Origin of the sequence: Streptomyces roseoviridis (genome assembly GCF_039535235.1) — a bacterium.
In the GTDB taxonomy this organism is placed as follows: Bacteria; Actinomycetota; Actinomycetes; order Streptomycetales; family Streptomycetaceae; genus Streptomyces; species Streptomyces roseoviridis.
In genome coordinates this window covers 5,955,001-5,979,471 of sequence record NZ_BAAAWU010000001.1, presented here as the reverse complement: position 1 = coordinate 5,979,471, position 24,471 = coordinate 5,955,001, and the positions used below count along the sequence as shown (strand labels likewise).

General features: G+C 72.7%; 18 protein-coding genes and 2 rRNA genes (1 of these 20 only partly in view). 4 read left to right on the top strand and 16 right to left on the bottom strand.

What is annotated here, in order from left to right; all coding sequences use genetic code 11:
* Positions 1 to 10: 10 nt before the first annotated feature.
* A complete protein-coding gene (locus ABD954_RS27000; protein WP_345489785.1) occupies positions 11 to 1,402 on the top strand; it encodes an FAD-binding oxidoreductase in 1,392 nt (463 codons plus the stop codon).
* A gap of 57 nt (positions 1,403 to 1,459) precedes the next feature.
* On the opposite strand, the gene ABD954_RS26995 is transcribed toward ABD954_RS27000, so the two are convergent.
* Positions 1,460 to 3,085 (bottom strand): flavin monoamine oxidase family protein, encoded by a 1,626-nt coding sequence (locus ABD954_RS26995; protein ID WP_345489784.1) that lies wholly within the window; start codon positions 3,083 to 3,085, stop codon positions 1,460 to 1,462.
* Positions 3,086 to 3,110: 25 nt separating this feature from the next.
* Positions 3,111 to 4,682: an APC family permease gene (locus tag ABD954_RS26990; RefSeq protein WP_345489782.1), complete on the bottom strand. Its 1,572-nt coding sequence runs from the start codon at positions 4,680 to 4,682 to the stop codon at positions 3,111 to 3,113.
* 173 nt (positions 4,683 to 4,855) lie between these two features.
* Between ABD954_RS26990 and ABD954_RS26985 the strand changes: the two genes are divergently transcribed.
* Entirely contained in the window at positions 4,856 to 6,478 is a 1,623-nt protein-coding gene (locus ABD954_RS26985) for a PucR family transcriptional regulator (protein ID WP_345489780.1), read from the top strand.
* A 276-nt stretch (positions 6,479 to 6,754) separates the two neighbouring features.
* On the opposite strand, the gene ABD954_RS26980 is transcribed toward ABD954_RS26985, so the two are convergent.
* From ABD954_RS26980 to ABD954_RS33690, 6 genes are all read right to left on the bottom strand, one after another.
* The gene (locus ABD954_RS26980) at positions 6,755 to 7,846 is read right to left on the bottom strand and encodes a glycosyltransferase family 4 protein (protein ID WP_345489778.1); all 1,092 of its coding nucleotides are present in this window, start codon (positions 7,844 to 7,846) and stop codon (positions 6,755 to 6,757) included.
* 380 nt (positions 7,847 to 8,226) lie between these two features.
* Positions 8,227 to 8,604 (bottom strand): hypothetical protein, encoded by a 378-nt coding sequence (locus tag ABD954_RS26975; RefSeq protein WP_345489776.1) that lies wholly within the window; start codon positions 8,602 to 8,604, stop codon positions 8,227 to 8,229.
* A gap of 140 nt (positions 8,605 to 8,744) precedes the next feature.
* Positions 8,745 to 10,487, bottom strand: coding sequence for a DNA repair protein RecN (gene recN, locus ABD954_RS26970; RefSeq protein WP_345489775.1), 1,743 nt, complete (start codon positions 10,485 to 10,487; stop codon positions 8,745 to 8,747).
* Positions 10,488 to 11,021: 534 nt separating this feature from the next.
* Positions 11,022 to 11,981 (bottom strand): NAD kinase, encoded by a 960-nt coding sequence (locus ABD954_RS26965; RefSeq protein ID WP_345489773.1) that lies wholly within the window; start codon positions 11,979 to 11,981, stop codon positions 11,022 to 11,024.
* The gene (locus tag ABD954_RS26960; RefSeq protein WP_345489771.1) at positions 11,978 to 12,793 is read right to left on the bottom strand and encodes a TlyA family RNA methyltransferase; all 816 of its coding nucleotides are present in this window, start codon (positions 12,791 to 12,793) and stop codon (positions 11,978 to 11,980) included. Before ABD954_RS26960 ends, ABD954_RS26965 begins: the two co-directional genes overlap by 4 nt.
* A gap of 7 nt (positions 12,794 to 12,800) precedes the next feature.
* A complete protein-coding gene (locus ABD954_RS33690; protein ID WP_382745561.1) occupies positions 12,801 to 13,274 on the bottom strand; it encodes a hypothetical protein in 474 nt (157 codons plus the stop codon).
* A 41-nt stretch (positions 13,275 to 13,315) separates the two neighbouring features.
* Between ABD954_RS33690 and ABD954_RS26950 the strand changes: the two genes are divergently transcribed.
* Positions 13,316 to 13,663, top strand: coding sequence for a sterol-binding protein (locus ABD954_RS26950; protein ID WP_345489770.1), 348 nt, complete (start codon positions 13,316 to 13,318; stop codon positions 13,661 to 13,663).
* Between the two features lie 514 nt (positions 13,664 to 14,177).
* Here ABD954_RS26950 and ABD954_RS26945 read toward each other — a convergent pair.
* The 4 genes from ABD954_RS26945 to ABD954_RS26930 all read right to left on the bottom strand — a co-directional run bounded on the left by ABD954_RS26945 (position 14,178) and on the right by ABD954_RS26930 (position 18,571).
* Positions 14,178 to 15,110, bottom strand: coding sequence for an ABC transporter ATP-binding protein (locus ABD954_RS26945; RefSeq protein ID WP_345489768.1), 933 nt, complete (start codon positions 15,108 to 15,110; stop codon positions 14,178 to 14,180).
* Positions 15,111 to 15,148: 38 nt separating this feature from the next.
* The gene (locus ABD954_RS26940; RefSeq protein WP_345489767.1) at positions 15,149 to 16,183 is read right to left on the bottom strand and encodes a FecCD family ABC transporter permease; all 1,035 of its coding nucleotides are present in this window, start codon (positions 16,181 to 16,183) and stop codon (positions 15,149 to 15,151) included.
* Positions 16,180 to 17,235 carry a FecCD family ABC transporter permease gene (locus ABD954_RS26935; protein ID WP_382745559.1) on the bottom strand — a complete coding sequence of 352 codons (1,056 nt, stop codon included), beginning with the start codon at positions 17,233 to 17,235 and terminating at the stop codon, positions 16,180 to 16,182. Before ABD954_RS26935 ends, ABD954_RS26940 begins: the two co-directional genes overlap by 4 nt.
* A 250-nt stretch (positions 17,236 to 17,485) precedes the next feature.
* Positions 17,486 to 18,571 (bottom strand): HAD hydrolase-like protein, encoded by a 1,086-nt coding sequence (locus ABD954_RS26930; protein ID WP_345489765.1) that lies wholly within the window; start codon positions 18,569 to 18,571, stop codon positions 17,486 to 17,488.
* A gap of 84 nt (positions 18,572 to 18,655) precedes the next feature.
* Here ABD954_RS26930 and ABD954_RS26925 point away from each other — a divergent pair, with 84 nt between their 5' ends.
* Entirely contained in the window at positions 18,656 to 19,951 is a 1,296-nt protein-coding gene (locus ABD954_RS26925; RefSeq protein ID WP_345489764.1) for a DUF1015 domain-containing protein, read from the top strand.
* Positions 19,952 to 20,084: 133 nt separating this feature from the next.
* Here the strand turns inward: ABD954_RS26925 and ABD954_RS26920 are convergent, their stop codons facing one another.
* The 4 genes from ABD954_RS26920 to ABD954_RS26905 all read right to left on the bottom strand — a co-directional run.
* Positions 20,085 to 20,858 (bottom strand): tetratricopeptide repeat protein, encoded by a 774-nt coding sequence (locus ABD954_RS26920; RefSeq protein WP_345492484.1) that lies wholly within the window; start codon positions 20,856 to 20,858, stop codon positions 20,085 to 20,087.
* Entirely contained in the window at positions 20,798 to 21,985 is a 1,188-nt protein-coding gene (locus tag ABD954_RS26915) for a hypothetical protein (RefSeq protein ID WP_345492482.1), read from the bottom strand. The genes ABD954_RS26920 and ABD954_RS26915 overlap by 61 nt, the downstream gene beginning before the upstream one ends.
* Before the next feature lie 226 nt (positions 21,986 to 22,211).
* A 5S ribosomal RNA gene (gene rrf / locus ABD954_RS26910) occupies positions 22,212 to 22,328 on the bottom strand.
* A gap of 102 nt (positions 22,329 to 22,430) precedes the next feature.
* Positions 22,431 to 24,471: ribosomal RNA gene (locus ABD954_RS26905) — 23S ribosomal RNA — on the bottom strand; it runs 1,082 nt beyond the window's last position.

The window sequence follows — 24,471 nt, the reverse complement described above, 5'->3', positions numbered from 1 at the left end:
GGGCGCTGCCATGGCCTCCCCCACCACCACCGTTCCGGACGGCGCCCTGGCCGGTCTGCGCGAGGATCTGGCCGGCGAGGTGTTCGTGCCGGGTGATCCCGGTTACGAGGAGGCCCGGGCGATCCACAACGGCATGATCGACCGCCGTCCCGCGGTGATCGCCCAGTGCGCGACGCCGGCGGACGTCTCCAACGCGGTCCTGTTCGGCCGTGGAGCGGGACTGCCGATCGCCGTGCGCGGTGGCGGCCACAGCGTCGCCGGCACCTGTGTGGTCGACGGCGCCCTCGTCGTCGACCTGCGCCGGATGCACGCCGTCGTCGCCGATCCGGAGAACATGACCGTACGGGTCGAGGGCGGCGCGACGATGGGGCACCTGGACCACGCCTGTCAGCCGTTCCACGTGGCGACCACGGGCGGGCGGGTCTCCACGACCGGGGTGGGCGGTTTCGTCCTGGGCGGCGGCTCGGGGTGGCTGGAGCGGAAGTTCGGTCTGGCCAGCGACAACCTGCTGGCCGCCGATCTGATCACGGCCGAGGGCAAGCACGTCCGCGCGGACGCCGAGGAGAACCCGGACCTGTTCTGGGCGCTGCACGGCGGCGGCGGCAACTTCGGCGTGGCGACCTCGCTGACGCTGCGCCTGCACCCGCTGCCGCGCATGAGCATGGCGATGCTGTTCTTCCCGCCCGAGAGCGCGCCGGAGGTCGTGCGGGTCTTCCGCGACCTCGCGGCGGACGCGCCGGACGAGGTGGGCGGCGGGGCGATCTACCTGCCGGCGCCGCCGGAGCCGTTCGTCCCGAAGGAGCTGGTCGGGGCCCTGGTGTGCGGCACGCTGCTCACGTACGCGGGCCCGGTCGGGGAGCTGCGTGAGCTCGCGGCGCCGCTGTTCGCACGGGAGCCGGTGGTCGAGGTCGTCACGGACATCGCTTACGCGGACCTCCAGTCGATGCTGGACGACCCGCCGGGGCTGCGGAACTACTGGTCGGCCGAGTACCTGACGGCCTTTCCCGACGAGGCCGTGGACCTCTTCTGCGAGCGCGGCGCGCTGATCCCGGAGGGCACGGCCATCCAGCAGGTGGCGTTCGTGATGGGCGGGGCGGTGGCGGCCGGGCCGGACACCTACCCGCAGCCGTGGCGCACCGCGCCCTGGGTCGTGCACCCGTTCGCGACCTGGGAGGACCCGGCGGACGACGAACGGGCGCGGCAGTGGGTCAGGGACGTGCGGGCCGATGTGCGGCCGTGGGCCCTCGACGCCACGTATCTGAACTTCGTGGGCGACGAGGGCCGTCAGCGGGTGGTGTCCTCCTTCGGCGAGGAGAACTACCGGCGGCTGGCCGCCGTCAAGGCCGCGTACGACCCCGACAACGTCTTCCGCTTCAACCACAACATCGTGCCGGCGGCGTGAGGCTGCTGGTCAGGTGAAGCAGCCGGTCACGGGGGACGGCCCGCGGAGTGGCGGCCGTCACCGGAGGGCGGCGATCACCTCCTTCGCGGCCCGCTCGCCCTCGGTGGCGCCGCCCTCCATGAAGCCCTGGAAGTCGTAGCTGCAGTGTTCGCCGCCGATGTGGACGTTGCCCTGGGCGGTGCCCTCGTAGCCGGCGTAGCGGTGGAGGTAGCCGACCGGCCAGCAGGAGTAGGCGCCCAGCGTGTACGGGTTCTCGTGCCAGGCGGAGAGCTGGGCGCGGCCCGTGTAGGCCCTGGAGGTGCCGGGGAAGAAGGCGTCGATGCCCTTCAGGTAGCGGGTGACCAGGTCCCGGACGTAGGGGTCGGACTCGGTGGAGAAGGGTCCGGCCGGGTTGAGGGACCGGGCGAGGCTGCCGCCGTTGTACTGGATGAGGATGCCGCCGGTGCCACCCTGGATCTTGGTGGTGTCCCAGGTCTGCTGGACCTCGCTGTCGGTGAAGCAGTCGCCGGCGGAGACGCCGGGCCAGGGTCCGGTGCCCCGCCACGGGCGGGTGGCGAACTGCATGTTGAGCTTGGTGCAGTGGCCCATCCGCGCGTCGCGCAGCAGGCTGGTCATGCGCGGGTCGAAGCCGGCCCGGCTGACGTCGAGCCGCTTGAGGATCGGCAGCGGGACGCACAGGATCGTGTGGTCGGCGGTGACGGTCCGGGTCGCGCCGGCCTCGGTGAAGGTGAGCGTCTGGGTGCCGTCGGCGTTGGCGCGTACGGCGTCGAGCGACCAGCCCATGCGCAGGGTCCCGGGTCTGAGGGCTCCGGCGATGGCGTTCGGGAGCCGGTCGTTGCCGCCGACGACGTGGTAGCGCTCGTTGGACAGGCCCCAGACGTTGAAGTTGCCCGGATTGGTCTGATAGCCCATCAGGAGGACCAGGGCGAGGGAGGACTGTTCCGTGGTGTCGGCGCCGTACTCGACGTTGTAGGCGACGTCGATGAAGCGGCCGAGCGGTGAGGAGTGGCCGCCGGGGACACGGCTCTCGATCCACTCGTATATCGACATGTTGTCGAGGGCGGTGCCGGTGGGGGTGGTCTGGTTCCACTTCACCTCGCCCGCCTCGATCAGGTCGCGGTGGAGCGACTGGTAGACGGCGTTGAAGTCCTCGTCGGCCTGGTGGCGGGGGTAGTAGGCGCCGTTGAACCAGAGGACTTCCTCGGCGCCGTTGGGGCCGCCGCCGAGGAAGTCCTCGACGGGCAGGTCGAAGCGGCGGCAGAGCTCCAGGATCTTCTTGTGGCTGGTGTCGATCAGCTCGCCGCCGATCTCGGAGGTCTGGCCGTAGGCCCAGTGGGAGCGCTGGGTCCACATCCGGCCCCCGACGCGGGAGGGGTTGGCCTCGTACAGGACGGGGCTGAGGCCGGCGTCCTGGAGGGTGAGGGCGGCGGTGAGGCCGGCGATGCCGGCCCCGACGACGGCGACCCGGGCGGGGGTCACGGCGCGGGCGGTCGCGGGGGCGGCGGTGGCGGTGCCGGCCGAGACCGCTATCCCGGCCGCGGCGGCGTACTTGAGGAGGGTCCGGCGGCCGAGGGCGTCGGCGCGCAGGTCGCGCAGTTCGGCGACGGGGAGGTTCAGCCGTCGGGCGTCGGCGTGCTCGGCGGCCAGTCGCTTCAGGAGGTGCATCGGGTTGGTGCGTGCCATGGGGCGCTCCTGGGGGAAGGGGGGATCAGCTCTGGGGTACGGCGGCGGGGGCGGGCTCGCTGTGGCCGGTGCCGTCGTCGGCGCCGTCGGCGGTGCCGTCGTCGTCGGCGCGCTCGGTGGCGTCCTCCAGGACGATCCGGCCGATGATCTCGTAGCGCTCGGGGCGGCGGGCCCGCAGGTAGAAGCCGAGGCCGAGACCGCCGAAGAAGACGACGCCGACGATCCACGGGATGGCCTCGAAGAAGAGGGAGTCGGCGGCGAGCCCGGCCGCCGTCTCCATGTTCATGATCAGCAGCACGACCACGGCGGTCATGCCGATGCCGCCGAGGAGGGGCGCGGTCAGCGTCTTGAACCAGTGCCGGTCCTCGGGGTGGTTCTTGGCGAAGTAGCCGATGACGGCGAAGGAGCAGAGGGTCTGCACGATGAGGATCGCCATCGTGCCGAGGATCGCGAGCAGGGTGTAGAGGTGGATGTACGGGTCCTGGCCGGTGAGCCAGAAGGCGCCGACGAGGACGACGGCGATGGTGCTCTGCACGAAGGAGGCGATGTAGGGCGAGCCGTGCTTCGGGTGGGTGCGGCCGAGCGCCGGGTGGAGGAAGCCCTCGCGGCCGATGGCGTAGAGGTAGCGGGCGGCGCACTGGTGGAAGGCCATGCCGCAGGCGAAGGAGCCGGTCAGCAGCAGCCACTGGAAGGCGTCCACGGCCCAGGCGCCGATGTAGGACTCGGTGGGCGCGAAGAACAGGTCGAGGGGGCTGGCCGAGGACGACAGCTTCACCGATCCGGCCAGGCCGTTGCCGGCGATCGTCATCCACGACACGTAGATGTAGAAGAGTCCGACGCCGATGACGGAGACGAGGGTGGCGCGGGGGATGACCCGCTTGGGGTCGCGGGACTCCTCCCCGTACATCGCGGTCGACTCGAAGCCGACCCACGACCAGAAGGCGAAGAAGAGGCCGAGGCCGGCGGAGGTTCCGGTGAAGGCGTTCGCGGGGTTGATCGGCTCGGTCGGGATGCCGTCGGGGCCGCCGCCGGCGATCAGGACGGCGGTGGCGACCGCGAACAGCACCGCGATCTCGGCGATCAGCATCACGCCGAGCGCCTTCGCGGTGAGGTTGATGTCGAAGTAGGAAAGGACGGCGGTGACCGCGAGCATCGCGGCCGCGTAGAGGACCCACGGCAGATCCACACCGAGCTGATCGGCCACGGTCGTCTTGGTGAAGTAGGCGAAGACGCCGACGATCGACGCCTCGAAGACGATGTACGCGAGGACGGCGAGCATTCCGGAGGCCATGCCGGCGATCCGGCCGAGGCCGTGCGAGATGTAGCCGTAGAAGGCGCCGGCGGCGGTGATCCGCTTGGCCATGGCGACATAGCCCACCGAGAAGACGGTCAGGACGACGGTCGCGAAGAGGTAGCCGGCGGGTGCCCCGGTGCCGTTGCCGAAGCCGACGGCGATGGGGAGGTTGCCGGTCATGGCGGTGATCGGCGCGGCCGTGGCGACGGCCATGAAGACGACGCCGACCAGGCCGACCGAGTTCGCCTTGAGGCGCTGGACCTGGGGGGCCTGCCGGCCCGCTGGGGTGGGGTTCTCTGCCATGGCGCCAGAGCATCCTCGCGAGTGACGTAGGCCACAATCGACATGCGGTCGCACAATGCGCGCCACGGGGCGACGAGTTGTCGCCCTGGTGTACGAACTGTCCGACCCGGTGACGTCCCGGTGACACCCCGGTGATGTTCCGGGGGCGCGGGCGGCGGGTAGCGTCCGGCTCCATGGACAGTCAGGGCGGGATCACCGTGCAGCGGGCACTCGAACTTCCGGGACTGCGCGGCGGACTCCCGGAGGTCGTCGCCGGCGCGGACCGGCTGCACCGCACCGTGCGCTGGGTGCACGCGGGCGAGGTGCCGAACATCGCGTCGCTGCTCAAGGGCGGCGAGCTGCTGCTCACCACGGGCCTCGGGCTCGGCACCCGGCCGGCCGAGCAGCGCGCGTTCGTGCGGCGGCTCGCGGACCGGGGCATCGCGGCGCTCGTGGTGGAGCTCGGCCCGCGGTTCGCACGGCTTCCGGCCACGATCGTGGAGACCGCCCGGTCGGCCGGACTGCCGCTGGTCCAGCTCCATCGCGAGGTGCCGTTCGTCGCCGTCACCGAGGAGATCCACACCGAGATCGTCAACGGGCACTACGCGCTGCTGCGGCAGGCGGAGGAGGTGCACCGGCAGTGCACCGAGGCACTGCTCGGCGGCGGCGGGGTGCCGCAGGTGCTGCGGATCCTCGCCGAGTTCTCGCTGAACCCGGTCTTCCTGGAGACCGCCGACGGTCAGCTGCTGTACGCGGCGGGTGCCGAGTCCGCGCCCGCCGACCCGCTCCAGGTGTGGGACGGGCTGCGCGGGCAGCGGGCGGCGCGCGAGTCGGGGCCGCCGACGGGCGCGGTGCTCGTCGACGTCCCCGGCGGCGGCCCCGGCACGTCGTCGGTGCGGGCCCGCCTGGCCCTCCTGGCGGTCTCCTCCCCCCTGTCCCCCGTGCACCGGATGGCGGCGGAACGGGCGGCGGGGCTGCTCGCGGTGGTCCTGATGCAGGCCCGGCAGGAGGAGGAGCTGGCCGCGCGCGGCCGCGGCGACTTCCTGACGGACCTGGCGGAGGGCCGGATCACGGCGGAGGACGCACCGGCGCAGGCCCGCGTGCTGGGCTTCAAGCCGGGCGACGGCCCGCTGCTTCCGGTGGTCATGCGCCTGGCCTCCGAGCTGTCCCCGTCGGGCAACTGGGCGCTGCTCGCCCGCGCCGTCCTGGAGGAGCTCGCCTCCGTCGGCGTCCCGGTCCTGCTGGGCGTCCGCCCGGTGGAGGGCCGGGTGCCGCTGCTGCTCGGCCTGCGCTCGGAGTCCGAGCGCACGGCGGTCGCGGACCGGGTGGCGGCGGCGCTGCGGGCCGGTGTGGAGCGGGCCGGCCTGGAACGCACGGGTGCCCACCCGCCGGTGGTCGTGGTCGGCGTCGCGGGCGGCTGGGCCGCGGCCTCGGCGGGCCTGCGGCACGCGGCGGAGACGGCGACGGCGGCGCAGGGGCTGAGCGAACTGCCCTGGTACGACGCCCGGCGCCTCGACACGGACCTGCTGCTGTGGCGCCTGCGCGACCACCCCGACCTGGCCGCCTTCGTGGACCGCGCGATCGGCCCCCTCCGCGACCACGACCGCACCTCGCGCCCGCCGCTCCTGCCCACCCTGGAGACCTATCTGGCCCACGCGGGCCGCAAGGCGGAAACCGCCCGCGAACTCCACCTCAACCGCCAGACCCTCTACAACCGCCTGGCCCGCATCTCCGAACTCCTCGGCACGGACCTGGACGACCCGCAGACGGTCCTGGCGCTGTCGCTGGCGTTGCGGGCGCGACGGCACACGGGGTAGGTGCCGGGACCGGCGCCTCGGCCGGGGGGCGGGGGCGGTTCCGGGGCCGGGGTGCGGGGGCGGTTCCCGGGCCGGGGTGCGGGGGCGGTTCCCGGGCCGGGGGGGGGCGGAGCGCGTGGGGACGGCGCTGCCGAAGGGCGGCGTCGGCGAGGGTCGCGCGGAGGGCGGCGCGGCCCCGGTCCCGTCGGCGGTTCTCGGGGGCAAGGCGGGGCGCGGCCCCGGTCCCGTCGGGGGTTCGGGGGGCAGGGCGGAGGGGGGACCCATGACCCCACCGGGTCAGCGGCGGCGGTCGGTCAGCTCGTCGTACACGCTCAGCACGTGGGCGACGGTCTCGTCCTCCGTCGGCCAGGTCCCCGCCTGCACCCGGCCCGCCGCCGCCAGGTCCATGCGGCGGTCGGCGTCGGCCAGCAGGCCCCGCACCGCGTCCGCGAGCGCGCCCGCGTCCCCGTACGGGACGAGTTCCGCCGCGTGGCCGACGAGTTCGGGCACGCCGCCCACCGCCGTCGCGACGAGCGGCACGCCGAGCCGCAGGGCCTCCTGGGCGAGCAGGGAGCGGGCCTCCCAGCGCGAGGGGAGGACGGCGACGTCCGCCGCGGCGAGCAGTTCCGCCACGTCGTCCCGGCGCCCGATGAGCCGCACCGCGAGCCCCTCCGCCTCGATGCGCCGCTGGAGCGCGGCCCGTGCGGGCCCCTCCCCCGCGATCACCAGCAGCGGCGGCGGATCGAGGTCCCGCCACACCCGGGCCGCGTCCAGCAGCGTCCGGTAGCCGCGTCCGGGTTCCAGCGCGCCGACCGCCATCAGCAAGGGCCGGTCCACGGCGCCGAGTTCCGCCCGCGCCTTGCCGTCGTGCAGGCAGACCGGCGCCCGCGAGGCCGGCACGGTCACGGGTGCGAGCCGGGCGTCGCGGGCGCCGCGCCGGCGGGCCCGGTCGACCAGTTCGGAGGACGTGGCGAGGACGACGGACGCGGCCCGCACGGTCCTGCGCTCCAGGAGCCGTACGAGCCCGGCGCGCGCCCCCGCGGGCTCGCTGCGGGTGTGCCAGGTCGTGACGAGCGGGGTGCGCGGCGCGGCACCGCCGGACAGCGCGAGCGAGGCCCGTACCGAGGCGTCGAGTCCGTGCGCGTGCACGACGTCCGCGCCGATGCAGGCGTTGCGGAGCGCGGCGACGGCCGCGGGGCCGCCCCGGCGCGGCACGGGCACGACGTGCGCGCCGGCGCCCGCGAAGTCGTAGGCGCGGCCGAGTTCGGGCGGGGCGCACACGGTCACCCGCACGCCCCTTGCCACGAGCCCCGCGGCAAGCGATCTGACGTGCGCGCTGCTTCCCGCGCTGCCGCCGCCCAGCACTTGGACCGTACGGAGCTGTGTCACGGGCCAAGGATGCCAGCCCGTACGGACGTTCCGGCACCGAAGTGACGTCGTTGTCGTGTCGTACGCCCCAACTTACCGACGGGAAACACCCACACGAGTGAGCGCACGGAACGGCGGTGCACGCCTTGGGGGCGACGGGCTCCCACCGCCCTCTCGGCCACGGCGAACGAAGCGGCCCTCCCGTGTCCTGGTCGCGACGGTCGGACCCACGACCCGCCAGCGGCGGCTGCCACGCCGAGGAGGCGACGTCCTGCCGCCGGAGCTGTTGATCGGCTCACCGGACGACGGCGGCGACTACGGCTACGACGCGGCGGGACTCGCCCTGAAGCCGCGCGAGATGGACCCGGCCGAGCGCAGGTCCGAACCGACGCTCAAGGCCGTCACCGCGCACCCGGGGCCGGGGCGAGCCCGCGTGTCTGGTCTGCCGGAGGAAGGACGTCGAGCGCTGTCACGTGGTGCCCGACGAGCTCGGCGGCTTCCACGACGTGCGGATCCGGTGCGCCGCGCCGCGAGCCGCGGTCGTTCTCCTCGGCCGTGCAGCGCGAGCCGAAGGGTCTGTACGGCTGGACGAACGCCGACTTCACGTCGGCGGTCCGGGCGGAGCTCGTGGAGGAGTTCCCCATGGTGCTCGACTCGGCGACGGGCAGGCACTTCTCCGTGGAGAAGAAGGTCTCGACGTGCGCGTGGGCGTAGGACGTGGCCCGCCGCCGGGTCGCCGGGGCGACCGGGCCGGGCCGGGCCACGGCGTGGTGGCCCACCTGCGGCCGCCGGACCCGGACCGGCCCGATACCGGCCCCGAGTGTGCCCCGCGCCGGCCGTGGCCGGCCGTGGTGCTGAGTTGTGCCGGCCGGCCGGGGGCCTTCCACCGTGCGCTCCCGGCCGGCGGCTCCGGCGGACGTCAGCCGTCGGCCCGTGCCGTCGCCAGCAGCTCCTCCGCGTGCGCCCGGGCGGTCTCCGAGTCCTCCTGGCCGGCGAGCATCCGGGAGAGTTCGCGGACCCGGTCCTCGCCCTCCAGGACGGTCACGCCGGAGCGGGTGACCGAGCCGTCGTTGGTCTTCTCGACGAGCAGCTGGCGGTCGGCGAAGGCCGCCACCTGCGGCAGGTGGGTCACGACGACGACCTGCGCGGTCTTGGCGAGCTTGGCGAGCCGCCGGCCGATCTCGACCGCCGCCTTGCCGCCGACACCCGCGTCGACCTCGTCGAAGAGGTACGTCGGCACCGGGTCCGTACCGGCGAAGACGACCTCGACCGCGAGCATCACCCGGGACAGCTCACCGCCGGACGCGCCCTTGGCGATGGGCCTCGGCGGGGCGCCCGGGTGCGGGGCGAGGAGCAGTTCGACCTCGTCCGCGCCGGACGGCCCGTACGCCACCCGGCGGCCGCCGACCTCGACGCCGTCGGGGTCCTCGGTCTGCCGGATCGCGAACGACACCCGCGCGTGCGGCATCGCCAGCGAGGCCAGCTCGGCGGTGACGGCGTCGGCGAAGCGGTCGGCGGCCTCCGTCCGGGCGTCGGTGAGCCGCTGGGCCAGGACCGACAGCTCGTCGCGCAGCCGGTCGCGTTCGGCGGTCAGCTCGCCGATGCGCTCGTCGTCGCCGTCGAGCTCGGTGAGCCGGGTGGCGCTCTGCTCGGCCCAGGCGAGGACGGCGGCGATGTCCTCGCCGTACTTCCGGGTGAGTTGCGTGAGCGCGGCGCGCCGCTCCTCGACGGCGGCGAGCCGCAGCGGGTCGGCGTCGAGGTCGTCGGCGTATCCGGCGAGCTCGCCCGCCACGTCGGCGAGGAGGATGGAGATCTCCCCGATGCGGTCGGCGAGCGCGGCGAGGGCCGGGTCGTGCGCCCGTACGGCTTCCAGCGCGCGGCCCGCGCCCGCGACGAGGGTCGTCGCGTCGACGGCCTCGGGGTCCTCGGGCTGCCCGGCGAGCGCGGCGTGCGCGAGCGCGGCGGCGGAGGCCAGGGACTCGGCGTGGCCGAGCCGCTCCGCCTCGGCGGCGAGTTCGACGTCCTCACCCGGCCTCGGCTCCACGGCCTCGATCTCGCCGAGCCCGAAGCGCAGCAGATCGGCCTCCTGGGCCCGTTCCCTGGCCCGGGTGGTGATCTCCTCCAGCTCGGCGGTGACGGCCCGCAGCCGCTGGTACGCCTCCCCGTAGGCGGCCAGCGGCACGGCGACGGCCTCGCCCGCGTACCGGTCGAGCGCCCCGCGCTGCCGGGCCGGCTTGAGCAGGCCCTGCTGGTCGGTCTGGCCGTGGACGGCGACCAGCTCGTCGGCGAGTTCGGCGAGCAGCCCGACGGGAACCGACCGGCCGCCGAGGTGGGCGCGGGAGCGTCCTTCGGCGGAGACGGTACGGCTGACGAGCAGGGCGCCGTCGTCGAGCTCCGCGCCCGCCTCCTCGGCCCGCGCGGCCACCGGCGCGCCCGGGGGCAGCGCGATGCGGCCCTCGACGACGGCCGAGCCCGCCCCGATCCGTACCAGGGCGGGGTCGGCGCGCCCGCCGAGCAGCAGCCCGAGGCTGGTCACGACCATGGTCTTGCCCGCGCCCGTCTCACCCGTCACCGCGGTGAAGCCGGGCGACAGCTCGACCACCGCGTCGTCGATGACACCGAGCGACCGTATCCGCATCTCCTCAAGCACGGAGAAGACCATACGAGGTCCGGGCACCGCCGTGCGACGGACCCTGCCGACCGGGGGCGAATCCGCAGGTCGGCGCGGTCCCCTGTCACCCGCGCGTGGAGCGCGGTGGGTGGGGGCGGCTCGCGGGGCGCGGCGCGTAGGCGCCCGGTTCGCGGGTCGCGGCGCGTAGGCCCGGCTCGCGGGCCCGGCTGGCAGGGCACGCCTCGCCGGCCCGGCTCGTGGAGCGGCGCGCAGGGCCCCACCCCCGCGGGGCCCGGTCCGTGAGGCCCGGGTCGCGAGGGCCCGGCCGTGAGGCCCGAGGGCCCGGCCCGCGGGGCCCGGGTCGCGGGGGCCCGGTTCGCAGGGCTCGCCTCGCCGGCCCGGTCCGTGGAGCGGCTCGCAGGACCCCACCCGGGCCCGGTCCGTGAGGCCCGAGGGCCCGGCCCGCAGGGCACGCCTCGCCGGCCTGGTCCGTGCGGCCCGGCCGGGCCGGTGGTTCCTGGCTCGTAGGGATCAGGCTCGTCGGCGAGACTCGTGAACCCCGGTCGTCGGGCCCCGGAGCCCCGGCTAGTGGGGCGCCCCGCGCCAGCCCGAGACCGGCAGCGCGAACTTCGCCACCAGACGGTCGGTGAAGGACGCGTGGTGCAGCCGGGCGAGACGGACCGGCACCGCGCCGCGCCGCACCTCCACCCGGGCCCCGGCCGGAAGCTCCACCGTGCGGCGCCCGTCGCACCACAGCACCCCGTGCGGGGTGTGCGGCTCGACCTCGACGGCGAGGACGGAGTCCTTCGTGGTGACCAGCGGCTTGGCGAACAGCGCGTGCGCCCCGATCGGCACCATGAGCAGGGCTTCCACCTCGGGCCAGATGACCGGTCCGCCGGCCGAGAAGGCGTACGCGGTCGACCCGGTCGGTGTCGCGCAGATCACGCCGTCGCAGCCGAAGCCGGTCACCGGACGCCCGTCGATGGCGAGGACGACCTCCAGCATCCGCTCCGGCGACACCTTCTGGACGGCGGCCTCGTTGAGTGCCCAGTCGCGGTGGAGCACGTCGCCGTTCTGGTAGACGGTCACGTCGAGGGTCATCCGCTCCTCGACCTCGTAGGCGCGCGTGACGACCCGGTCGACGACCTTGTCGAGGTCGTCGCGCTCGGCCTCGGCGAGGAAGCCGACCCGGCCCAGGTTGACGCCGAGCATCGGCACGCCGGAGGCCCGGGAGAACTCGGAGCCGCGCAGCAGGGTGCCGTCGCCGCCGAGGACGACGAGCAGTTCGCAGCCGTCGAGGGCGTCGGAGCATGCCTCCGGCACCTTCTCGACGGACGGCGGCAGCGGCAGGTCGGCCGCCTCCGCCTCCAGGACGCGCACCCCGATGCCGCTGCGCAGCAGTCCGAGGACGACGAGTTCGGCGCTGCGCACGGCGGCCGGCCGGCCGGTGTGCGCGAGGAGGAAGACGGTGCGCCCGCCTCCGGTGGTCGTGCCGCCTTCGGTGGGCGTGCTGCTTTCGGTGGTCGTGCTCGGCCCAGTGCTCAACGAGGTCCTTCCGCCACGGCGCGGTCGACTTCCGCGGGATCGAGGGCGGGCGCGCCCGCCCGCAGCCACAGAAAGTACTCGACGTTGCCGGACGGTCCGGGCAGCGGGCTGGCCGTGACGCCGACGACACCGAGCCCGAGCTCGCCCGCCCGCCGGGCCACGTTCTTCACGGCGTCGGCGCGGAGTTCGGCGCTCCGCACCACTCCGCCGGCACCGAGCCGTTCCTTGCCGACCTCGAACTGCGGCTTGACCATGAGGACCAGGTCCGCGTCGGGCGCGGTGCAGGCCACCAGGGCGGGCAGCACGAGCCCGAGCGGGATGAAGGACAGGTCGCCGACGACGAGGTCGACCGGGATGCCGTCGATGGAGTCGAGGGTCATCTCGCGGACGTTCGTACGGTCCTTGACGGTGACGCGTTCGTCGCTCTGCAGCAACCAGGCGAGCTGCCCGTAGCCGACGTCGACGGCGACGACGTGGGCGGCGCCGGCGCGCAGCAGGACGTCGGTGAAGCCGCCGGTGGACGCACCCGCGTCGAGTGCGCGCCGGCCCTCGACGCGCAGGCCCTGCGGCACGAACGCGGCGAGGGCGCCGGCCAGCTTGTGGCCGCCGCGCGAGACGTAGTCGGGGTCGCTGTCGTCCTGGGCGACGACGATGGCCGCGGCGGTCTCGACCTGGGTGGCGGGCTTGGTGGCGACGGTCTTGCCGACCGTCACCCGGCCCGCGGCGATCAACTGGCTGGCGTGCTCGCGCGAGCGCGCGAGCTTGCGCCGTACCAGCTCGGCGTCGAGACGGCGGCGTGCCGGTCCTGCCACGTTCGGTTCAGCTCCTGTTGTCGTACGGACGGGGTCCGGGCCGCTCGTCGAGCGCGGTCAGCTCGGCGCGCAGCCCTTGGTGTACATCCTCGTACACGTCGAGGTGTCCGTCCGCCGTGAGGTGGTCGGCATCGCCGAGACGGTCCAGGAGGGCGTCGACGGCGGGCAGCCCGGTGGGGGTCCGGACGACACCGAGCGGAGCGGGCCCGGGGGCGGACTCGGCAGCGGAGGCGGACACGGGGGCGGACTCGGGATGCGGGCCCTCGTCGCCGTGAGCGGGCCCGGTGACCGGATCCGGGTGCGGGGCCCCGCCGGCGCTCTCGGGGCCTTCCGGGACCGTGGGGGGCTGCGGTGCTGCGGCGCCCGGGGCAGGCCGCGGGCCGGGGCCCGGCGTGCGGTGCGGGGCTTCCACGTCGGAGCCCGGGGCCGTGCCGCCTCCGGCCCGGTCGAGCCCGGAGGCGTTGCGATGCGCGTCGCTCATGCCCCGACGCTACCGCGCGGCCCTGGGGTACGGTCGACCCGATGGCGACGATCACGGAGTGCCGCGAGGCGCTGACACGGCTTTCCGACAACCTGGCCCGCGCGGACGGCGAGGTGCGCGGTGCCGCCGCGCTCGACCGCACCCTCAGCTGCCACCTCACCGACCTCGACGCGACGTTCACGGGCCGCCTGGCCGACGGCCGCATCGGGGACCTCGACCACCGGCCGGGCCCGCCCGCCGACAAGGCCCAGATCCGGCTGCGCATGACCGGCGACGACCTGCTGGCCCTGGTCGACGGCCGGCTGAACTTCGCCAAGTCGTGGGCGTCCGGCCGCGTGGGACTGGAGGCGGGCTTCCGCGACCTCCTGCGCCTGCGGTCGCTGCTGTAGGACGCGGGGGCTGCCCGGTGCGCCCGGGCCGCCGTCCCGGGCTGTTCGTACGTGTGAGGCGCGCCGGGGCACGGCGCAGAAGCCGGAGCCCCCTGTACCGACAGCGGCAGGGCGGAGAGACCGGAGCCCCCCTGGGCGGAGGAGCCGGAGCCCCGTGCATCGAGGCCACGGCCGAGAAGCCGGGGCCCCCTGTACGACGGAGACAGGACGGAGAAGCCAGAAGCTCCGTGCACCGAGGCCACGGCGGAGAAGCCAGAGCCCCCTGTACGACAGGACAGGACAGGACGGAAAAGCCGAGGGCCCCCGTGTGACAGGGACAGGGCGGAGACGTCCGGGTCCCTCACCGCGCCGGGGCCGCGGTCACGGTCCGCAGCACCCTGGCACCGCGCTCACGCGGCCCGGCCGGCCGCACCGGAGCAGCCCGGCCCGGCGCACAGTCCGGCCGGTCGCGAGTCGGCGCGGCACCCCGGCGGGGCCCCACGCCGTCACCTCGCGCGTCGCCCTGCCCCGCCCCTCACGCGCCCAACGCGGCCTCCCGGTCCGCGGCCGACTCCGACCCCGCCGCCGACTCCGGCCCCGCCGCCGACTCCGACCCCGCCGCCGTGGCGGACCCGGCCGTCGCGGACCCCGCCGCCCGGGCGGGCCTGCGGGACTTCCGGCCCGCGGGCACGACCAGGGGCGTGCCGGTCTCCGGGTCGTCGATGACCTGGCAGCGCAGGCCGAAGACCCGCTCGACCAGCTCGGCCGTGACGACCTCGCTCGGCGGTCCCTCGGCGACGACCTCGCCGTCGCGGCAGGCGATGAGGTGGGTGGCGTACCGGGCCGCGTGGTTGAGGTCGTGGAGGACGGCGACGAGGGTGCGGCCCTGCGTCTCGTGGAGTTCGGCGCACAGGTCGAGCACGTCGATCTGGTGCTGGATGTCGAGGAAGGTCGTCGGCTCGTCGAGCAGCAGCAGCGGGGTCTGCTGGGCGAGCGCCATCGCGATCCAGACCCGCTGGCGCTGGCCGCCGGACAGCTCGTCGACGTACCGCTCCGCCAGCTCGGCGACTCCGGTCGCCGTCATGGACTCCTGCACGATCCGCTCGTCCTCGGGCGACCACTGCCGCAGCAGCCCCTGGTGGGGGTAGCGTCCACGCGCGACCAGGTCGGCGACGGTGATCCCGTCGGGCGCGATCGACGACTGCGGCAGCAGGCCCAGCGTCCTGGCGACCTTCTTCGCCGGCATCGAGTGAATGGCCTGCCCGTCGAGCAGCACCCGCCCCTCCGTCGGCTTGAGCATCCGGGAGAGCGCGCGCAGCAGCGTGGACTTGCCGCAGGCGTTGGGGCCGACGATGACGGTGAAGGAGTTGTCGGGGATCGCGACGCTCAGGTCGCGGGCGATGATCCGCTCGTCGTAGGCGAGCGTGACCGACTCGGCGCTCAGCCGCTGGGGCTGCTGCCCGTTCATACCCTTGCTCCTGATCTTGTCGTTCGTGTGCGCGGTCGTCATATCCGGCCCGCCCTGCGCTCGCTGACCAGCAGCCACAGCAGGTAGCAGCCGCCGAGGACGGCGGTGACGACACCCACCGGCAGCTGGCGCTCGCCGAAGGCGTTGGTGGCGGTCCAGTCCGCCACGAGCAGCAGGGCGGTGCCCATGAGCGCGGAGGCGGCGAGGTTCGGGCCCGGCGAGCGGGTGAGCCGGCGGGCCAGCTGGGGCGCGCTGAGGGAGACGAAGACGATGGGGCCCGCGGCGGCGGTGGCGACGGCCACGAGCAGCACGGCCGAGCCCATGAGGACGATCCGGGTCCGCTCGACCTTGACGCCGAGCGCGTAGGCGGCGTCGTCGCCCATCTCCAGCATCCGCAGCGCCCGCCCGTGGCCGAGGACCAGCGGCAGCAGCACGCAGCAGACGGCGAACAGCGGCCAGAACTGGGACCAGTCGCGTCCTTCGAGCGAGCCGGTCATCCAGACCGTCGCCCGGGCCGCGTCGACGAGCTGCGCCTTGGTGAGGAGGTAGTGGATGGCGGCCGTGAGCATGGCGGCGGCGCCGATGCCGATGAGCACGAGGCGGTAGCCGTGCACTCCGCGCTTCCAGGCGAGCAGGTAGATCGCCGCGCCGGTGACGAGGCCGCCGACGACGGCGCCGCCTGCAGCGGCCGTCGCATCGCCCTGGAAGAGGACGATGACCGCGAGCGCGCCGACGGTGGAACCCTGGCCGAAGCCGATGACGTCGGGGCTGCCCAGCGGGTTGCGGGACACCGACTGGAAGACCGCGCCGCCGATGCCGAGCGCGGCGCCGACGAACACGGCCACGGCGACGCGCGGCAGCCGCAGGTCCATGACGGCGAACTCCTGTACGGGGGTGCCGTCGCCGAGCAGGGTGGCGACGACGTCGCCGGGCGCGATGGGGAAGTCGCCGCTGCCGATGAGGACGACGGCCGCGGCGAGCGCGACGACGAGCAGGCCGAGGACGGCGACGACGGCGCGCGGCTCGTAGCGTACGGAGAGGCCGCCGCCGGTCCGCAGGGTCTTGGTGCTCACAGCTTGGCCATCCTCTTGCGGCGGACGAGGCGGATGAAGACCGGTCCGCCGACGAGCGCGGTCACGATGCCGACCTGGAGTTCGGCGGGGCGGGCGACGACCCGGCCGATGACGTCGGAGCCCAGCAGCAGGACCGGCGACAGGACGGCCGCGTACGGCAGGATCCAGCGCATGTCGGGGCCGGTGATCGACCGCACGATGTACGGGACCATCAGGCCGATGAAGACGATCGGCCCGCAGGCGGCGGTCGCCGCACCGCACATCAGCGTCACGGACGCCATCGCGATGATCCGGGTCCGGTTGAGGTGGGCGCCCAGCGCGCGGGCGGTGTCCTCACCCATCTCCATGGCGTTCAGCGGCCGGGCGATGAGCAGCGCGAGCACGGCTCCGACCAGGATGAAGGGGGCGACGCGGCGGACGGCGTCCATGTTCGCGTCGGCGAGGGAGCCGACGGTCCAGAAGCGCAGCCGGTCCAGGGCGGCCGAGTCGAGGAGCTGTACGGCGTTGACGTACCCGTACAGGGCGACGGTGGCGGCGGTCCCGGCGAGCGCGAGCCGCACCGGCGTGGCGCTGCGGCTGCCGCCGAGGACGTACACGACGACGGAGACGACGGCCGCGCCGACGAAGGCGAACCACACGTAGGCGGAGGTGTCGGTGACGCCGAGGAAGGCGATGGCGGACACCACGGCCGCGGCGGCACCGGCGTTGACGCCGAGGAGCCCGGGCTCGGCGAGCGGGTTGCGGGTGAGTCCCTGCATGACGGCGCCGGCGAGGCCGAGGGCCAGGCCGACGAGCAGTCCGAGGAGGGTGCGGGGGACGCGGACGTCGTGGACGATGACGTCGTTGCGGATGCCGCTGTTCTGGAACAGGCCGTGCCACACGTCGCCGAGCGGCACCGGCTTGGCACCGATCATGATGCTCAGGACACAGATCAGCAGCAGGACTCCGAGGGCCGCGACCAGTCCGACGGCGCGCAGGGAGTTGCGGCGCGTCGGCTTCTGGGCAGGGCCGACCGGTTCCGCGCTTGCACGGGAGGGACTCTCGACCAACACGAGGTTAGGTTAGCCTACCCTCCCAACGGTGATCGATCCCGTGTACGAAACGGGAATTCGCCCCTCCACCAGGGGTCACGCCGACCGCGCGCCGTCCGCCGGACCGCCGCCGCCCACCGAGCCGGGCAAGGCTCGGGTCGATCCGGACGGAAGCCGGGGAGCCGACCCCTCAGCGCCCCGGCCGCCAGGGTCAACCCCATCCGACTCGGGTCCTCGGGTCGATCCGGACGGAAGCCGGGGAGCCGACCCCTCAGCGCCCCGGCCGCCCCGGCCGCTCCAGCCGCTCCAGGGCCTTGCCCGCGTCCAGATCGCAGGCCCCCGTCCCCGCCTCCGTCCACGCGGCCGCGCACAACGCCCGTACCCCGTCGAGCGGATCGAGCGCGTCCCCCTCGCCGCCGCCCGCCCCGTCGAGCAGCAGCGCCCCGCCGCTCACCGACGCCGTCCACCCGCCGCACAGGAACGCACCGTCCCCGGCCTCGACGACCTCCGGCTGGGCCGCGAGCAACCCCCGCAGATCCGCCGCCACATACGTGGGCCGGTGCTCGGGCACCGCCGCGAGCAGCCGCGCCACGTCCGTCACCCCGGTCAGCACCAGCAGCGAGTCCACACCGCCGTTGAACGCCCCCTCGATGTCCGTGTCCAGCCGGTCCCCCACCACCAGCGGCCGCTCGGCCCCGGTCCGCAGCACGGTCTCCCGGTGCATCGGCGGCAGCGGCTTGCCCGCGACCTTCGGCTCCGCCCCCGTCGCGATCCGCACGACCTCCACCGCCGCACCGTTGCCCGGCCCGATCCCCCGCGCGCTCGGGATGGTGAGGTCCGTGTTCGACGCGTACCACGGCAGCCCGCGCCCGACCGCGTAACTCGCCTCGGCCAGCCGCCCCCACGGCAGCTCCGGCCCGCCGTAGCCCTGCACCACCGCCACCGGATCGTCGTCCGCCGACTCCACGGGTACGAGCCCTCGCTCGCGCAACGCCACCCGCAGCCCCTCACCCCCGATCACGAGCACCCGCGAACCGGACGGCACCTCGTCGGCGATCAGCCGTGCCACCGCCTGCGCCGAGGTGATCACGTCGTCCGCGGCCGCCGGCACGCCGATCCGCGTCAGGTGACCCGCCACCGCGTCCGGCGTCCGCAGCGCGTTGTTGGTGACGTACGCGAGGTGCATGCCGCCCTGGCGGGCCGCCTCCAGTGCCTCCACGGCATGGGCGATGGCGTCCCCGCCCGCGTAGTACACGACACCGTCCAGGTCGAGGAGGGCCGTGTCGTACGCCTCGCTCAGCGCGCGCGCACTCCCCTCCGGCCGGTTCCTGCCCCGTCCCTGGCCGATTCCCGTCATGCCACGCACTCCTCACGTCATCGGTATGACATTTTCCCGCTCCCCCGATCATCGCTCATGGTCACCCCCACATACGATGACGAGATGAACACCTCTGGTCACGCGGCCGACGACGTCCGCGCCTCCGGTCTCCGCCTGGCCCCCTTCCGGGGCCTCAGGTACGTACCCGAACGCGTCGGCAGCCTGGCCGCCGTGACCTCACCGCCGTACGACGTCGTCGTACGGCCCGACGGACTGCACCACCTCGAATCCGCCGACCCGCACAACATCGTGCGGTTGATCCTCCCGCAGGCCGTCACCGCCGGCACCCGCCACCGCAAGGCCGCCGTCACCCTCGACCGGTGGCTCGCCGACGGCATCCTCGCCCCGGACCCCGAGCCCGCCCTCTACGTGTACGAGCAGCGCGGCGACGGCCTCCTCCAGCGCGGCCTCATCGGCGCCCTGGAACTCTCCGCGCCCGGCGAGGGCATCGTCCTCCCCCACGAGGACGTCATGCCGCACGTCGTCGAGGACCGCGCCGCCCTCATGCGCACCACCGCCGCCAATCTGGAGCCGCTGCTCCTCACCTACCGCGGCGACGGCGACGGCGCGGCCGCCGTCATCGACCGTGTGGTCACCGGCGAACCGCTGCTGTCCACGACGACCGAGGACGGCTTCCACCACCGCCTGTGGTCGGTCACCGATCCCGCCGAGCTCGCCACCGTCGCCGGGGACCTGGCCCGCCACCAGGCCCTCATCGCCGACGGCCACCACCGCTGGGCCACCTACCTGCGGCTGCGCGAGGAACACGCGGCGCCCGGGCCGTGGAACTACGGCCTCGTCCTGCTGATCGACACCGCCCGCTACCCGCTGCGGGTGCGGGCCATCCACCGCCTGCTCAACCGCCTCCCCGTCGCCGACGCGCTCGCCGCCCTGGCCGCCCTCGACGAAGGCTTCCGCGTCACCCGGGTCGACGGCCCGCTCCCGGCCGCCCAGGAGGCCCTCACGGCGGCGTGCGCCGAAGGCAACGCCTTCCTCCTCGCCGGCGACGGCTCCTTCCACCTCGTCGACCGCCCGGACCCGGCCCTCCTGGCCCGCACCGTCCGCGGCGACCGCCCGGAGGCCTGGCGCACCCTCGACGCCACGGTCCTGCACTCCACCCTCCTCGACCACGTCTGGCACATCCCGGACGCTCCGGAGGACATCAGCTACATCCACGACACCGAGGCGGCCGTCGAACAGGCCGAACGCCGCGGCGGCACGGCGGTCCTGATGCACCCGGTCAAGGAAGAGGTCGTACGGGACCTGGCCCGCCAGGGCGTCACGATGCCCCGCAAGTCGACCTCCTTCGGTCCGAAGCCGGCGACGGGACTGGTGCTGCGGAGCCTGGCACTCGACTGACCTGCCCTGGTCCGGACTGACCTGGCCCGGACTGTTCTGGTCTGGCCCGGCCCGGTCCGTCCTGGGAACGCCGAAGGGCGGAACCCCGTGGGGTTCCGCCCTTCGTTTCGTTCGTCGGCTCGTGCCTCAGGCGTCAGCCCTTGTCGCCGTCCTGTTCGTCGCGCTCGTCGAGGTCGTCGTCCTCGTCGAGATCGTCGGCGTCGTCCTGGCCGTTCTCCTCGTCGGAGTCGTCGAACGCGTCGACGAACTCGACCCCGTCCAGCTCGGCGAGCCGGTCGGAGGCGTCCGTGGAGCCGTCCTTGTCGGCCTCCAGTGCCTTCGCGAACCACTCGCGCGCCTCGCGCTCACGGCCGGCGGCCAGCAGCGCGTCGGCGTACGCGTACCGCAGCCGCGCGGTCCACGGGTGGTTGGCGCTGGACGCCAGCTCGGGGCTCTGCAGGGTCACGATGGCGGCGTCGAGCTGCCCCATGTCCCGGCGGGCACCGGCGGCGACGAGCCGCATCTCGACCTGCCCGGCCTTGTCCAGCTTCTGCACCTCGGGCTCACCGGCCATGGCCAGCGCCCGCTCCGGCCGGCCGAGGCCGCGCTCGCAGTCCGCCATGACGGGCCACAGCTCCACGCTGCCGGTCATGCGCCGCGCGGCCCGGAACTCCGCCAGCGCCTCCGAGTACTTCTGCGTGGCGTACGCGGCGAAGCCGGCCGCCTCGCGCACGGCGGCCACACGGGACGCGAGCCGCAGGGCGATCCTCGAGTACTCGTACGCCTTCTCCGGGTCCTCGTCGATGAGCTGGGCGACCATGACGAGGTTGCGCGCGACGTCCTCGGCCAGCCCCTTGGGCAGGCTCATCAGCTCCTGACGCACGTCCGGGTCGATCTCGTCACCGGTGACGTCGTCCGGGATCGGCAGGCGCTTGATGGGCGCCCGGTCCGGGCGGTCCCGGTCACGGTCGTCCCGACGGCCGTAGCCGCCCCGGTCGTCACGGCCCCGGTAGCCGCCGCCGCGGCTGTCGTCCCGGCGGTCGTCCCGGCGGAAGGCCGGGCGGTCGCCGCCGCGGTCGTCACGGCGGTAGCCACCGCCGCGGTTGTCGTCCCGACGGTCGTCCCGCCGGTCGTCCCGACGGAAGGGAGGCCGCTCGCCACCACGGTCGTCACGACGGAAACCGCCACCACGGCTGTCGCGGTCATCGCGGCGGAAGCCACCACCGCGGCTGTCGCCGCCACGGTCGTCGCGGCGGAAACCGCCACCGCGGTTGTCGTCCCGACGGTCGTCACGGCGGTCGTCCCGCCGGTCGTCCCGACGGAAGGGAGGCCGCTCGCCACCACGGTCGTCCCGACGGAACGACGGGCGGTCGTCGCGCTGGTAGCCGCCACCGCGGTTGTCGTCCCGACGGTCGTCACGGCGGTCGTCCCGCCGGTCATCGCGACGGAAGGGAGGCCGCTCGCCACCACGGTCGTCCCGACGGAACGACGTGCGGTCGTCGCGCTGGTAGCCGCCGCCACGGTTGTCGTCACGGCGGTCATCACGGCGGAAACCGCCGCCACGGTTGTCGCCACCGCGGTTGTCGTCACGGCGGAAGCCACCACCGCGGCTGTCACCGCCACGATCGTCACGGCGGAAACCGCTGCCACGGCTGTCGTCGCGGCGGTCATCACGGCGGAAGCCACCACCGCGGTTGTCGTCTCGGCGGTCGTCACGGCGGAAGCCACCGCCACGGTTGTCACCGCCACGGTCATCGCGGCGGAACGCTGGCCGGTCGCCACCGCGGTCATCGCGACGGAAACCGCCGCCACCACCGCGGTTGTCACCGCCACGGTCATCGCGGCGGAACGAGGGGCGGTCGCCTCCACGGTCGTCGCGACGGAAACCGCCGCCGCGGTTGTCGCCACCGCGATCGTCACGGCGGAAACCGCCGCCACGGTTGTCGCCGCCTCGGTTGTCACCGCCACGGTCGTCACGGCGGAACGAGGGGCGGTCGCCACCGCGGTCGTCGCGGCGGAAGCCGCCGCCGCGGTTGTCGCCACGGCTGTCGTCACGACGCGGCCCACGGAAGCCGCCCCGGTCGCCACCGTCCCGTCGGCGCGGGTCGCGCTCCGGACGATCGTCGGGAGAGTTGGTGGACATCGGCGTGACTCCTGTCTTCGGGTACTGCAGTCATTCTCGCGCAGTCGGCACCGCACCGCGCTTTCAGAAAATACAAGGCAAAACAAAAAGGACCCCTGGTCCCAGCATGAACGCTGGGACCAGGGGTCCTGAAATATTGTTCGGCGGTGTCCTACTCTCCCACAGGGTCCCCCCTGCAGTACCATCGGCGCTGAAAGGCTTAGCTTCCGGGTTCGGAATGTAACCGGGCGTTTCCCTAACGCTATGACCACCGAAACCCTATCGGTTTCGAGCGAACAAGCACACTTTGTAGTTGTGTTCTGCTCAAACCAGCAACTGTTCGTTGCTTCAGAACTAACACAGTGGACGCGAGCAACTGAGGACAAGCCCTCGGCCTATTAGTACCGGTCAGCTCCACCCATTACTGGGCTTCCACATCCGGCCTATCAACCCAGTCGTCTACTGGGAGCCTTACCCTCTCAAGGAGGTGGGAATACTCATCTCGAAGCAGGCTTCCCGCTTAGATGCTTTCAGCGGTTATCCCTCCCGAACGTAGCCAACCAGCCATGCCCTTGGCAGGACAACTGGCACACCAGAGGTTCGTCCGTCCCGGTCCTCTCGTACTAGGGACAGCCCTTCTCAATATTCCTACGCGCACAGCGGATAGGGACCGAACTGTCTCACGACGTTCTAAACCCAGCTCGCGTACCGCTTTAATGGGCGAACAGCCCAACCCTTGGGACCGACTCCAGCCCCAGGATGCGACGAGCCGACATCGAGGTGCCAAACCATCCCGTCGATATGGACTCTTGGGGAAGATCAGCCTGTTATCCCCGGGGTACCTTTTATCCGTTGAGCGACGGCGCTTCCACAAGCCACCGCCGGATCACTAGTCCCGACTTTCGTCCCTGCTCGACCCGTCGGTCTCACAGTCAAGCTCCCTTGTGCACTTACACTCAACACCTGATTGCCAACCAGGCTGAGGGAACCTTTGGGCGCCTCCGTTACCCTTTGGGAGGCAACCGCCCCAGTTAAACTACCCATCAGACACTGTCCCTGATCCGGATCACGGACCCAGGTTAGACATCCAGCACGACCAGAGTGGTATTTCAACGGCGACTCCACCATGACTGGCGTCACGGCTTCAAAGTCTCCCACCTATCCTACACAAGCCGAACCGAACACCAATATCAAACTGTAGTAAAGGTCCCGGGGTCTTTCCGTCCTGCTGCGCGAAACGAGCATCTTTACTCGTAGTGCAATTTCACCGGGCCTATGGTTGAGACAGTCGAGAAGTCGTTACGCCATTCGTGCAGGTCGGAACTTACCCGACAAGGAATTTCGCTACCTTAGGATGGTTATAGTTACCACCGCCGTTTACTGGCGCTTAAGTTCTCAGCTTCGCCCACCCGAAAGTGAGCTAACCGGTCCCCTTAACGTTCCAGCACCGGGCAGGCGTCAGTCCGTATACATCGCCTTACGGCTTCGCACGGACCTGTGTTTTTAGTAAACAGTCGCTTCTCGCTGGTCTCTGCGGCCACCCCCAGCTCACGGAGTAAATCCGATCACCAGGCGTGGCCCCCCTTCTCCCGAAGTTACGGGGGCATTTTGCCGAGTTCCTTAACCATAGTTCACCCGAACGCCTCGGTATTCTCTACCTGACCACCTGAGTCGGTTTAGGGTACGGGCCGCCATGAAACTCGCTAGAGGCTTTTCTCGACAGCATAGGATCATCCACTTCACCACAATCGGCTCGGCATCAGGTCTCAGCCTTAATGTGTGACGGATTTGCCTATCACACGGCCTACACCCTTACCCCGGGACAACCACCGCCCGGGCTGGACTACCTTCCTGCGTCACCCCATCGCTTACCTACTACCACCTTGGGTCAGCGGCTCCACCACTCCCCTTTGCCCGAAGGCTCCGGGGCGGCTTCACGGCCTTAGCATTAGAGGATTCGATATTGGGCGTTTCAAAGCGGGTACCGGAATATCAACCGGTTGTCCATCGACTACGCCTGTCGGCCTCGCCTTAGGTCCCGACTTACCCTGGGCAGATCAGCTTGACCCAGGAACCCTTAGTCAATCGGCGCACACGTTTCTCACGTGTGTATCGCTACTCATGCCTGCATTCTCACTCGTGAACCGTCCACAACTCGCTTCCGCGGCTGCTTCACCCGGCACACGACGCTCCCCTACCCATCACAGCCTCCGTTGGGAGTATTGCTGCAATGACACGACTTCGGCGGTACGCTTGAGCCCCGCTACATTGTCGGCGCGGAATCACTTGACCAGTGAGCTATTACGCACTCTTTCAAGGGTGGCTGCTTCTAAGCCAACCTCCTGGTTGTCTCTGCGACTCCACATCCTTTCCCACTTAGCGTACGCTTAGGGGCCTTAGTCGATGCTCTGGGCTGTTT

Coding starts and splice junctions, on each gene's coding strand:
- ABD954_RS27000 (WP_345489785.1), top strand. CDS start 11: ATGGCCTCCCCCACCACCACCGTTCCGGACGGCGCCCTGGCCGGTCTG.
- ABD954_RS26930 (WP_345489765.1), bottom strand. CDS start 18,571: ATGACGGGAATCGGCCAGGGACGGGGCAGGAACCGGCCGGAGGGGAGT.
- ABD954_RS26950 (WP_345489770.1), top strand. CDS start 13,316: ATGGCGACGATCACGGAGTGCCGCGAGGCGCTGACACGGCTTTCCGAC.
- ABD954_RS26990 (WP_345489782.1), bottom strand. CDS start 4,682: ATGGCAGAGAACCCCACCCCAGCGGGCCGGCAGGCCCCCCAGGTCCAG.
- ABD954_RS26925 (WP_345489764.1), top strand. CDS start 18,656: ATGAACACCTCTGGTCACGCGGCCGACGACGTCCGCGCCTCCGGTCTC.
- recN (WP_345489775.1), bottom strand. CDS start 10,487: ATGGTCTTCTCCGTGCTTGAGGAGATGCGGATACGGTCGCTCGGTGTC.
- ABD954_RS26985 (WP_345489780.1), top strand. CDS start 4,856: ATGGACAGTCAGGGCGGGATCACCGTGCAGCGGGCACTCGAACTTCCG.
- ABD954_RS26995 (WP_345489784.1), bottom strand. CDS start 3,085: ATGGCACGCACCAACCCGATGCACCTCCTGAAGCGACTGGCCGCCGAG.
- ABD954_RS26945 (WP_345489768.1), bottom strand. CDS start 15,110: ATGAACGGGCAGCAGCCCCAGCGGCTGAGCGCCGAGTCGGTCACGCTC.
- ABD954_RS33690 (WP_382745561.1), bottom strand. CDS start 13,274: ATGAGCGACGCGCATCGCAACGCCTCCGGGCTCGACCGGGCCGGAGGC.